Origin of the sequence: Porphyromonas sp. CAG:1061 (assembly GCF_000435035.1) — a bacterium.
Classification (GTDB): Bacteria; Bacteroidota; Bacteroidia; order Bacteroidales; family Porphyromonadaceae; genus Porphyromonas_A; species Porphyromonas_A somerae.
Genome location: NZ_HF988925.1, coordinates 32546 through 44469, shown reverse-complemented (window position 1 = coordinate 44469; position 11924 = coordinate 32546). Strand labels below are relative to the sequence as shown.

Sequence of the window (11924 nt, the reverse complement as noted above, 5' to 3'; positions counted from 1 at the left end):
AGTTGCAACTCGCCGATCGCTTAGTTGCAACTAAGTTTTCGCTTTTATATAGTGTTGAATATCATATTGTTATAAATGGGCTTTTTTGCCACTACTTTCCACTATTTATAGAGTCATTAACTTATGCATATACTCCTAATACGTAACCCCTGAACCCCTATAGCCTACCCCAATTATTTCATATACAAAGCCATTCTATTTCACGTATAAAACATTTTTGTTTTATACATCAAACATCTTGGCTTGATATAGGGATTATTATGATGATCAACGCTGTCTCGTCTTGAAAGGTCTATATACAAAATGGGCTAGCGTCATTACTGACCCTAGCCCATTTTTTGATATGCTATTATCTGATTAGATAACGCCTTGCTCAAGCATAGCCTGTGCTACCTTCATGAAGCCTGCGATATTAGCACCCTTCACGTAGTCTACAGAACCATCAGGTTGAGTACCATATTTCACGCACTGCTCGTGGATCGACTTCATGATCCAGTGTAGCTTCTCATTAACCTCCTCAGCAGGCCAATTGAGGTGAGCAGCATTCTGAGTCATCTCAAGACCAGAAGTAGCCACACCACCAGCATTCACAGCCTTACCAGGGGCAAAGAGCATACCACTGCCCTGGAAGAAGTGGATAGCCTCTGGAGTACATCCCATATTAGAAACCTCGCAGCAGCACCAGCAACCATTATTCTTAAGCTCCTTAGCATCGTCGCCATTCAGCTCATTCTGGAAAGCACAAGGAAGAGCAATATCACAAGGGATGCTCCAAGCCTTCTTGCCAGGGATAAACTTAGCTTGTCCTGGGAACTTATCGGCCATATCCTGTACCTTATTGCGGTTTGAGCTACGCATTACAGGCATATAATCGATCATCTCCTTAGTGATACCATTAGGAATCTCACAAACGCCATCAGGACCAGAGATAGCAATCACCTTACCACCTAGCTCAGTGGTCTTCAGAGCAGCACCCCAAGCAACGTTGCCAAAGCCAGAGATAGCTACCTTCTTACCCTTGATATCCTTACCTGCCTTAGCAAGAAGATGCTCGGTGAAGTAAAGTGCACCAAAACCAGTAGCCTCTGGACGGAATTCTGAACCACCCCAAGTCATACCCTTACCAGTTAGTACACCAGTGTGATACTCACGAGTAAGCTTTTGGTACATGCCATTCATATAACCAATCTCACGGGTACCAACGCCTACGTCACCGGCTGGAATATCCTGATCTGGACCGATGCAGTGAACCAACTCTAGCATAAATGCTTGGCAGAAACGCATGATCTCAGCCTCTGACTTACCTACTGGGTCAAAGTCCGAACCACCCTTACCACCGCCCATAGGCAAAGTAGTTAGTGCATTCTTGAAAGTCTGCTCAAAGCCGAGGAACTTAAGCATAGAAGGGGTCACGGCTTTGTGGAAGCGGATACCACCCTTGTATGGGCCAATTGCCGAGTTAAACTGTACACGATAACCGATGTTGGTCTGCACCTCACCCTTATCGTCTACCCAATTCACACGGAACGTAAAGATACGGTCTGGCTCCACCATCCGCTCTACGATCTTGTTTTTGTCGTATTCAGGGTGTGCATTGTATAGGTCCTCAATAGACTCAAGAACTTCCTGCACTGCCTGGATATACTCAGCCTCGCCTGGGTGCTTAGCTTCCAGATTCTTAATAATCTCTGCTACTTTCATAATGCAATAGATAATAAATGTATAGATTAGTAAATCGTTAATATTATTCTGTCATCATCCAATGGTACTTTAGACCCTTAGGTTACAACATCACAAACTTAAGAAATAAATAGATACCAAACACCTTTTACCCCAAAAGTATGCTATAAAACAATACTTCCGACCCATTTTTCTGCTGTTCCTCACCTCATATCCGATGGAGGATTGAAGGGGGCGGGGTGATTATCACCGTGTGCGTACACTTTTTGGTATCTTTGTGCCGACAAAAGTAAATACAAGGAGATTAGATGCAAAAGATTAGAAACATTGCGATTATTGCACACGTGGACCACGGTAAGACTTCGCTCGTGGACCGTATGCTACAGGCTGGGAAGCTATTTAGGGAAGAGAGTGCAGAGCTCACACAGATGCTAGATAATAATGACCTAGAGCGTGAGCGAGGAATCACGATCCTCTCCAAAAATGTCTCCATCAGATACCAGGACTACAAAATCAATATCATAGACACTCCAGGGCACGCCGACTTTGGTGGTGAAGTGGAGCGTGTGCTCAATATGGCTGATGGCTGTCTGCTGATTGTCGATGCCTTTGAGGGGCCGATGCCTCAGACTCGTTTTGTGCTGAGCAAGGCGATTGAGATGGGACTGAAGCCTATTGTGGTGATTAATAAGGTGGATAAAGAGAACTGTCGGCCCGATGAAGTGCAGGAGATGGTCTTTGACCTAATGTTCAACCTCAATGCGACAGAGGATCAATTGGACTTCCCCACCTTCTTTGGTTCGGCAAAACAAGGTTGGATGTCGACCGATTGGAGAAAACCGACCGATGACATTCATCAGCTTCTCGATGCCATCATCAAGTATATCCCCGAGCCACCGATGCTAGAAGGGGCGAGCCAAATGCTCATCACCTCCCTTGACTACTCTAGTTTTGTAGGGCGTATTGCTGTGGGGCGTATCCATCGTGGCACCCTCAAGGTAGGTCAGAACATCGTCTTGATGAAGCGTGATGGTACGCAGCAGCAGAGCAAAATCAAAGAGCTTAATATATTTGAGGGACTTGGTCGTCGCAAGGTAGACGAGGTTTCTTGTGGTGATATTTGTGCTGTGGTTGGGCTCGACAACTTTGAGATCGGCGAGACGATTTGCGACGTCTCCACTCCAGAGGCTCTACCAAGTATTGCGATTGATGAGCCGACAATGAGCATGCGCTTTATGATCAATAACTCCCCCTTCTATGGTCGGGAGGGAAAATATGTCACCTCACGCCATATCTATGACCGTCTCCAGAGAGAGCTAGACAAAAACCTAGCGCTAAGAGTAGAGGAGACAGATAGTGCCGATAGCTGGATTGTCTATGGCCGAGGGGTACTACACTTATCCATCCTTATTGAGACCATGCGCCGCGAAGGGTACGAGCTTCAGGTGGGGCAACCCCAAGTCATCATCAAGGAGATTGATGGGGTAAAGCATGAGCCAATTGAGGAGCTAACGGTGAACCTTCCCGAGGAGGTAGCGAGCAAAATCATCGACCTCGTAACCCGCCGTAAGGGCGAGATGACTGAGATGGAGCAGAAAAACGACCGCACCTTCCTCAAGTTCCGCATCCCCTCTCGAGGCATCATCGGATTGAATAATCAGGTGCTAACCGCTTCGAGTGGTGAGGCAATTATGGCACATAGGTTCCTTGACTTTGAGCCTTGGAAGGGCGATATCGAGACCCGCAACAACGGTTCTATCGTGGCACTAGAGAGTGGTACTGCATACGCCTATGCCCTGAATAACCTGCAGAGCCGCGGTCGATTCTTCATCGACCCTCAAGAGGAGGTATATGCTGGTCAAGTGGTTGGAGAAAACACCCGTGACGAAGATCTCAATGTGAATGTCTGCAAGTCCAAAAAACTAACCAACATGCGTGCTTCGGGGTCGGACGACAAGGTGCAACTCGCTCCTCCAATCCGCTTCTCGCTCGAAGATGCTCTAGAGTATATCAAGGCCGACGAATTGGTGGAGGTGACCCCTAAGTCAATGCGTATGCGTAAGATCATACTCGATGAGACCGAACGCAAGCGTAGCCAACGCAATAAATAATACCTTGGCGATATGATTCTGGTCGCCATAGTCACCTACAATGGGCTGAAGTGGATAGATAGTCTACTTCAGCCCTTTCTGTATGACCGCGACCAGCTAGAGATCGCAGTGGTAGACAATGCCTCTACCGATGGCACTCCCGATGAGATAGAAAAGCGCTATCCCTTTGTAAGGGTGCTCCGTCGCCCCTCCAATCTCGGCTTTGGAGCTGCCAATAACCTCCTAATGGAGGAGGTGCAAGCCAAGGAGTGCTATGAGGGAATCTTTCTACTCAATCAAGATGCCAGCATCTCAGCCGAAACGATACGAGCCTTGGCCGATTATTCCCAGCAACATCCCGAGATAGGCATCCTCTCCCCACTCCACCTCAGTAGCAACGGGGCGGTAGAGCAAGGATTTGCCCACTATCTACCAGAGCCACCCTATCACGGATTTACCGAACTCTCCTTTATCAATGCGGCACTTTGGTATTTACCACGGCAGACACTCCTAAAGGTGGGTCTCTTCTCACCTCTTTTCCACCACTATGGCGAGGACCTAGACTATGCCCATCGAGTAAGGTTTGCTGGATTAAAAATCGGCTTCCTTCCGCACCTCACGGGACAGCACTTCCGTCCTTCTACCGCCATTTCAGACGAGAAAACCCTTCGGCTAAAGCAGGCCTACCACCTCGCAGAGGCGATCAATCCGTTGCTTTCCCCCCTCTTGCAATTCTACAGAGGGCACCTAGCTCCATTTGGCGAAGCACTTCTCTCAGGAGGAAATCGCCGACGATCGCTCCTTAAGATGGCTAGAAATCTTTGGCAGATGCGACCAATGATGAAGCTTTGGCGGCAGCGACCACCACTAGACTTAGAGGGACTTCAGCGGGCATTGAACCGAAAAGAGTTGGCCCCACTGCTCCTATTTGTCTACAACCGTCCAAGGCACACAGAGCGAATCCTACAGAACTTACTACAGCAACCAGAGATTACCCATACTCCTATATATATATGGAGTGATGGGGCAAAAGGTGCGGACGACCAACAAGCGGTAGAAGAGGTGCGTGCACTCTGCCGACAAATCCCCAAGGCACAGCTCCACTGCCAGCCCACTAATAAAGGGCTCGCCCATAACATTGTGGAGGGGGTTACTAACCTACTTCAGATGCACGACCGTGTGATTGTGCTGGAGGATGACCTCATTCTCTCGCCCTACTTTCTGCGTTGGATGAATGATGCGCTCACACTTTACGCCAAGGAGAAAAGAATCGCCCACCTACACACCGGCACATTTTATACCTCTCCAAAGCTCCGAAATAACCACCCACTTTACTTTGCGGGGAGCTGGGGCTGGGCAACTTGGCAAGACCGCTGGCAAGAGCTTTGGGAGGCAGATGGGAAGCAGTTGCTACAACAGTTAGAGCAAGACCCAAAGCTCTATCAACGATTTAGATATGGTGGGTTTATGGACTTTCCAAAGATGCTACGCCGACAGATTACTGGGGAAAACAACTCCTGGGCGGTTCGTTGGCACGCCTCGCTACTCCTTCATCAAAAGCTGAGCATCAATAGCAATCCTCCCTTGGTCACCAATGATGGGTTTGATGGTAGTGGCACCCACTCTGGTGGCGGAGGTCGGTACCACACAGCGGTAGCTCCCTATCCGCTCTATGCCGATCCTATTGCCCCTACTTCAGAGGATCCAGAAGCCTATCATATCTTGCGGAGATACTACGCCCGCACCAATAATAAGGTGATGAAAGGGTGGTACAAGCTCAAGGAACTATGGCAAAGATATTTCGGCTAAAGCAATTTGAGATACGCCAAGAGGAGTCGGCCCTCAAAGTAGGTACCGATGGTATGCTCCTGGGTGGCTACATTGCCCACCACTTTCAAGAGCATCAGCCGAAAACGGTATTGGATGTCGGCACCGGCACAGGGATTATTGCCCTTATGCTGGCACAAGCTTTTCATACCGCCCATATCACAGGCATAGAGCTAGATAGTGCCAGTGCCAAAGAAGCGAGCTACAACGCAATTCACTCCCCCTTTGCCGATAGGGTTACCATACTAGAACAAGACTACCGAGACTATCGGGGTGCAACGCACTACGATCTTATCCTCAGCAACCCGCCCTACTACACCCCAACACACAAAAACAACGATCAACGAGAGACCGTAGCGAAGCATTCTATTACCCTCTCCCCCGACCAATTCTTTGCAACCAGCCTCCACCACCTAGCCCCCCAAGGGCAGATTGCTACCATACTAGCCACTTCTGCACAGAGTGACTACCTAAAGGCAGCTAAAGAATACAATATCCACCCCCAACACCACCTCTACATACAGACCACCCAAAATAAAACCCCAAAGCGAGTCCTCACCCTATGGAGCCAAGAGCTCACCCCCTGTACCACTAGCCACCTCACCATACTAGCAGGCACAGGTACACACAACTACACCCCCGAATACACTCAACTTCTCCGCCCTTACCTCACCATCCTTTAATGAGAATGTTGCACGAAGTGCCATTCTCCTCTATGGGGGGGGGTAAAAGTTGAGATGCAACTAAGCAATCGACGAGATGCAACTTGACAAATGCTTAGTTGCAACTCGCCGATTGCTTAGTTGCATCTCGGCAAACGCTTATGTATAACACTGAATTCCAACTGGTTGCAAAGGAGGGCTCTGCACCCTATTTCAACCAGCTTTTCACTTGGCACCTCTAATGCGTAACAGGGATTACGCATTAGAGGTTGATGTGATGTTTTGTAATTATGGTAAGACTACTCGATCAAGTATACCTAGCAACTGTGCGATGGCGATACCATAATTGGTCATCGGCACTTGCTGGCGGGTTGCTTCCTCCTGTCGAGTAAGAAGATGATTGCGATTCATCATACAAGCTCCACAGTGAATCACCAGTTGATATCCACTCAGGTCTGTAGGAAAGTCGTCACCATTCACATGGGTAATCACTAGCTCATCCCCTAGCTTCTTACGTAGTAATTTAGGCAACTTCACTCGACCGATATCCTCATTAGTTGGCACGTGGCTGCAAGCCTCTGCTATTAATATATGAGCGTTGGGCGGTAGCTGAGAGAGCACTTTTGCCCCTGCCACTAAACGGTGGATATCCCCTTTATAAGCACTCATCAATACTGAAAAAGAGGTAAGTGGTACTTCGCGAGGCAATTGCTTCTCCACCTCTTGGAAAACAGAAGAGTCGGTGATGACTAAGTCAGGCATCGCACGTAGCTTGGAAAGGGTCGCACCAAGCTCCTCAGGTTGAATGGCTACTACCAAACAGTGCTTATCAAGTAATTCTCGTATCATCTGCACCTGTGGCAAGATTAGTCGTCCTTTAGGAGCCGCCTTATCCTGTGGCATCACTAGAAGTACCAAGTCGCCCAGTTTTGCAAGGTTTCCCGAGAGGGTCTCCTGTCGGCATATTTTCCGCTCCTTAAGCGTTTTAGCTATTAGTTCAATAGCTTGCTCTCGCAATGCTTCTCTGTCCTCAGAAAAGGGTAACTTAAAGGGTAAAAAGATAGCATTCGGGTAGTCCTTTACCAACTGCGGGTCTAGCGACTCTTCCCTCTCATCTTGAAGGACTAGCACAATATCTGCACGCCTCAAAGCCACACGAGTGGCCGCCATTCTCAGTGCCCCCAGTGGAGAAGTATCTCCTACCCCTGGGGTATCTCCTAGCACCACAGGCCCTACTTCAGGTAGTTCAATACGCTTATATAGCACATCGGTGGTGGTGCCAGCGATAGGCGATGTAACAGCATACTCCTGCCCTACCAGCAAGTTGAATAGCGTTGACTTGCCACTATTTACTGAGCCATAGATAAGGATATGTGGCAATTCGGATTGAGGGGTAGCTACCGACTTCATATTTGCTATAGTCTAAAATCTCGCTCTCCCTCTTTTATCCTCTGGATTCTCTCCCGTGCAATTGACTGTACCTTTGGATTGGGGATCAGTGCTAGTTCACGCTGGATCACAGGTTCCGCCAATTGGCGTGTATGCGGCGATGCATAGTCCGAGATATACTCCTCTAGTGTCATCAGTGCATTGGGTCCACAGCAATTGGCAATCTGACCATTCTTGCAAAGTTGCATAAAGCGGTCACCCGTTCGCCCCTCTCTATAGCAAGCGGTACAGAAACTTGGGATATGCCCCTCTTCAAGGAGCCAAGCCACCACTTCATCAAGAGTGCGCTGGTCACTCACATCAAACTGTGCGGAGTCCTTGGCATCTGCTTCGTTGGCATAGCCTCCTACAGTGGTCTTAGAGCCACCACTGACCTGAGACACCCCAAGGTGAAGTGCTGCACTTCGCACAGAGGCTCTCTCCCTTGTAGACATAATAATACCTGTATAAGGAACGGCAATTCGAGCCACTGCCACAATATGCAAAAAGATATCATCGGGTACTGCATTGGGGAAGTCTCCTAAAGAAATATCATCGGCAGGACAAATTCGGGGGACACTGATGGTGTGGGGACCCACTCCAAACCTAGCTTCGAGGTGCTCTGCATGCATCAAAAGCCCAATGAAGTCGTAGAGATAAGTATTGAGGCCAAAGAGCACTCCACAGCCTACATCATCAATTCCACCCTCCATAGCTCTATCCATCGCCTCAGTGTGATAGGCGTAGTCGCTCTTTGGTCCAGTAGGGTGAAGTGCTTCATAATTGCTCTTATGATAAGTCTCTTGGAAGAGAATATAGGTGCCGATGCCTGCTTCATGAAGTCGACGATAATTCTCAACGGTGGTGGCAGCGATATTGACATTCACCCTTCGGATAGCTCCATTTTTATGGTGAATAGAGTAGATCGTCTCTATCGACTCAAGCAGATACTCCATCGTATTATGCACAGGGTGCTCCCCCGTCTCTAGTGCCAACCGCTTATGACCCATATCTTGCAGAGCTATTACCTCCTGCCGGATCTCCTCTTGGGTTAACTTACGTCGTGGAATCTGCTTATTCTTCAAGTGATAAGGGCAATAGGTACAGCCATTAACGCAGTAATTAGAGAGGTAAAGCGGAGCAAATAGCACTATTCTTCGTCCATAGAAGCGATGCTTCAATTCGCCTGCCAGCTCAGCAGTCGCTTGCCTAATATCCTCATCTGTGGCGAGTAGCAAAAGCGCTGCCTCTCTGTGACTAAGCCCCTTTGCCTCACGCCCCTTCTCTAGGATCGCTCTCTGCAGTTCCTTATTGTCTTTATTCGCCTCTACATAGGCGATGGTATCAAGTATCTCTTGATGATTTATAAATTCCTCGGCCCGTGCCGAATACTTATCGTATTTCATTATCTTATTATTTTGCTGTAAAGCCATACGACGCTAGCTCCGATCGCAATAATTCTATTCCTTCTGCCGCTTCACTTCCAAAGCTCGCCTTATGATCATAAAGTTGATACAACTGCCGAAAGCGAGGGGGTGAGAGATTGGGCATTACTACATTTGCACCCGCTTCAATAGCCCTCCGACGTCCCTCATTGGAGAGTGACGCCACAGCTGTAGTAGCTGGTATATTAGCAGTCGGGCAGATCAAGCGGCAAAGAGCCACCATGCGTACCGTGAGGTCTAGCGAACCACTCGGGTAACTTCTAAATGGAGTATCGTGGTGTGGCAGAAAAGGACCAATCCCAATCATCGCTGGCTGAAACCTTTGGATAAAGGCTAGGTCGCGTGCCAAATGACAAAGCTCTTGACCTGGCGAACCAACCATACCCCCTACTCCTGTCTCAAAGCCAATCTCTTTCAGAGCATTAAGGGCCGCTAAACGACTTTCAATACGCTGGCGAGGAGGATGAAGTTGCTGGAAGTGAAGCGGGTCTATCGTCTCGTGACGCAATAGATAGCGTCTGGCTCCCGCATCATAAAGCTCTTGATATTCAGGTTGACTCATTTCGCCAAGCGAGAGGGTCAATACCACATTAGGATACTTCCGATGTAGCTCACGCACCAACTCTACCAAGCGGTCCCCTCTCCAGTAGAGGTCTTCACCACCTTGGAGTACAAACGTACCGAGACCTAAAGAGTTTCCTATACTGCAGACCTCAAGAATCTCCTCCTCTGTTAGTCGGTACCTATCAACTGCTCTATTAGAAGCACGAATACCACAATAGTAGCAGTCGGAACGACAATAATTGGAAATTTCAATGAGCCCACGAAGCTTTATCTCACGGCCGAAGTGCTCCTTTGCAACCGCTCCTGCTGCCTTCTCCACCTCATCCCCTTCACAGTTGAGCAACTCGAGGAATTGTTCTTCCTCAAGCTGCTCTCCTTGTAAAAGCCTAGCGAGGGAGGTCGGCATAAGTGAGTGGAATCGTTGAGATCTCTTGAGCCAATTGCTTACGACCTGCCACAATATGATTGTGGGCACTCGGTCCATTGACACACCCACCAGGGCAACACATCACCTCAATAAATTGAGCTGGAGCAGTGCCCCGTACCGCATACCCTTTGAGCTTGGCAAGTGTCTTCTTATCGATATTGCAAATCATCTCCGTAGTGACCTTATCCACCTTATCCGCAGTCTCAGGCTGGCATCTTAGGTAGCTCTGAACAGCACCCATCACGCCTCCATTCTGAGCAAAGCCGTGTGCCTCGCGTACAGAAGTAACCTCTGGGAGGAAGCTCTCCTCCTTCTTCAAGTCGATCTCAAGGGCAGAAAAGATTGAGGCAATCTCCTCAAAGGTCATCACATAGTCCACCTCCTGACCTTCACGGCGCGCCTCTTTGCGCTTCGCCACGCAAGGGCCAATAAATACGATCTTACCATTGGGGTACTTAGCTCTTGCTCGCTCAGCAGTATAGTACATAGGCGACTTAGAATCGGAGACAAAGTCATGCAACTTAGGGATATGCTTGTCAATCGCTTCGTAGAAAGAAGGACAGCAAGAGGTAGTCATAAAGGACTGCCCAGCCTCCAACTTCTCTAAAAGCTCGTGCCCTTCGTGGTGCACAGTGTCCATAGCACCCTGAGCCACCTCAATCACGTCGGAGAAGCCGATACGCTTCAATGCCCCATACACCTGAGCATGAGGAGCATCGTACTGGGCCAAAATAGCAGGAGCCACAATAGCTATCACCTTTTCACCCGCCTTAATCTCCCGAAGCACATCAAAGACCTGAGAGACTTCAAAGATAGCACCAAATGGACAAGCATTGATACAAGAACCGCAGTAGATACAGCGGCTTTCATCAATGTGCTCAATACCGTGCTCATCCTTCTTAATAGCTCCTACTGGGCAAGAAGCCTCACAAGGCACAGGGATATATACGATGGCATGATAGGGGCAAGCACCATGGCAACGACCGCAACTAATGCAGTCATCATGATCAATCTCCGCTTGACCATTTTTCTTAAAACTAATGCACTTCTTAGGGCAGGCATTGTAACATGCCTTACTCACACAGCCACGGCAGAGGTTGGAGACCTCATAATTGATTTCCACGCAACTGGTGCAAGCCTCATCAACAACGCAGAGAAGATTATCCTTCCTCTGACGCTCCTCGAGTGTCTGCTTAGCGTAGTATGAGAGTGGGGTCACTTCATCTACCTCATCCGTCATATCTAGTCCCAATAGCGGGAACATCTTATATCGTAGCACTGCACGCTCTTTATGGCGACAGCAACGAATACGTTCTTTGCGATGTCGTGGGATCATCTCTATGGGTACAGAATCTATTTTCTCTACCAATTCACCATCATACCAAAGTCGCACAAGCTTTGAAAGTAGCTCATGGCGAATAATCATCACATTGTTGGAGTAAGCCATATCTGTCCTATTAAAAATATCTAGCCATATATACTATATTGTACATAAAGCGGTTAGAATTACAATACAAAGGTAACACTTTTTACGCACAATTGATACCTCCTCATTGCAAAATCCGAAGTACCAACTACTCATTTGATAAAGAATAGGGAGCATCGCTTGGCATAGTCCCTCGCTGATAGTTGGGTTGGGGACCCATCTCAAATGTTATTTCATCACTATTCCTCAACTGGTCAAACGTTAAGTAGTTCCTACTCCACTGCTTTCCATCAATATAGATAGACTGTATGTAGCGATTATCTATGTTATTATCCGTTGATTTCAACTTGATAGGTTGCTTACCAGGACGCTCCA

General features: G+C 48.2%; 8 protein-coding genes and 1 pseudogene. 3 read left to right on the top strand and 6 right to left on the bottom strand.

What is annotated here, in order from left to right:
- Positions 1–357: 357 nt before the first annotated feature.
- Positions 358–1701 (bottom strand): NADP-specific glutamate dehydrogenase, encoded by a 1344-nt coding sequence (gene gdhA / locus QVO39_RS06280; protein ID WP_021903474.1) that lies wholly within the window; start codon positions 1699–1701, stop codon positions 358–360.
- 287 nt (positions 1702–1988) lie between these two features.
- Between gdhA and typA the strand changes: the two genes are divergently transcribed.
- From typA to QVO39_RS06265, 3 genes are read left to right on the top strand one after another with little or no spacing between them, the layout of a single operon-like run.
- Positions 1989–3791 (top strand): translational GTPase TypA, encoded by a 1803-nt coding sequence (gene typA / locus QVO39_RS06275; protein ID WP_021903473.1) that lies wholly within the window; start codon positions 1989–1991, stop codon positions 3789–3791.
- A 12-nt stretch (positions 3792–3803) separates the two neighbouring features.
- Entirely contained in the window at positions 3804–5579 is a 1776-nt protein-coding gene (locus QVO39_RS06270; RefSeq protein ID WP_021903472.1) for a glycosyltransferase family 2 protein, read from the top strand.
- On the top strand, positions 5558–6280 hold the full coding sequence (locus tag QVO39_RS06265) for a tRNA1(Val) (adenine(37)-N6)-methyltransferase (protein WP_288171856.1): 723 nt from the start codon (positions 5558–5560) through the stop codon (positions 6278–6280). Before QVO39_RS06270 ends, QVO39_RS06265 begins: the two co-directional genes overlap by 22 nt.
- Before the next feature lie 267 nt (positions 6281–6547).
- On the opposite strand, the gene QVO39_RS06260 is transcribed toward QVO39_RS06265, so the two are convergent.
- From QVO39_RS06260 to QVO39_RS06240, 5 genes and pseudogenes are all read right to left on the bottom strand, one after another.
- Positions 6548–7669: a GTPase gene (locus tag QVO39_RS06260; RefSeq protein WP_021903470.1), complete on the bottom strand. Its 1122-nt coding sequence runs from the start codon at positions 7667–7669 to the stop codon at positions 6548–6550.
- Between the two features lie 5 nt (positions 7670–7674).
- A complete protein-coding gene (gene hydG / locus QVO39_RS06255; protein ID WP_021903469.1) occupies positions 7675–9093 on the bottom strand; it encodes a [FeFe] hydrogenase H-cluster radical SAM maturase HydG in 1419 nt (472 codons plus the stop codon).
- Positions 9094–9100: 7 nt separating this feature from the next.
- The gene (gene hydE / locus QVO39_RS06250; RefSeq protein ID WP_021903468.1) at positions 9101–10102 is read right to left on the bottom strand and encodes a [FeFe] hydrogenase H-cluster radical SAM maturase HydE; all 1002 of its coding nucleotides are present in this window, start codon (positions 10100–10102) and stop codon (positions 9101–9103) included.
- Positions 10083–11570 (bottom strand): monomeric [FeFe] hydrogenase, encoded by a 1488-nt coding sequence (locus QVO39_RS06245; RefSeq protein WP_021903467.1) that lies wholly within the window; start codon positions 11568–11570, stop codon positions 10083–10085. The genes hydE and QVO39_RS06245 overlap by 20 nt, the downstream gene beginning before the upstream one ends.
- A gap of 127 nt (positions 11571–11697) precedes the next feature.
- Positions 11698–11924, bottom strand: a pseudogene (locus QVO39_RS06240) (glycoside hydrolase domain-containing protein); the annotation flags it as partial.

Bases quoted from the DNA above. Each gene is read 5' to 3' on its own strand.
- gdhA (WP_021903474.1), bottom strand. From the start codon at position 1,701: ATGAAAGTAGCAGAGATTATTAAGAATCTGGAAGCTAAGCACCCAGGC.
- typA (WP_021903473.1), top strand. From the start codon at position 1,989: ATGCAAAAGATTAGAAACATTGCGATTATTGCACACGTGGACCACGGT.
- QVO39_RS06270 (WP_021903472.1), top strand. From the start codon at position 3,804: ATGATTCTGGTCGCCATAGTCACCTACAATGGGCTGAAGTGGATAGAT.
- QVO39_RS06265 (WP_288171856.1), top strand. From the start codon at position 5,558: ATGGCAAAGATATTTCGGCTAAAGCAATTTGAGATACGCCAAGAGGAG.
- QVO39_RS06260 (WP_021903470.1), bottom strand. From the start codon at position 7,669: ATGAAGTCGGTAGCTACCCCTCAATCCGAATTGCCACATATCCTTATC.
- hydG (WP_021903469.1), bottom strand. From the start codon at position 9,093: ATGAAATACGATAAGTATTCGGCACGGGCCGAGGAATTTATAAATCAT.
- hydE (WP_021903468.1), bottom strand. From the start codon at position 10,102: ATGCCGACCTCCCTCGCTAGGCTTTTACAAGGAGAGCAGCTTGAGGAA.
- QVO39_RS06245 (WP_021903467.1), bottom strand. From the start codon at position 11,570: ATGGCTTACTCCAACAATGTGATGATTATTCGCCATGAGCTACTTTCA.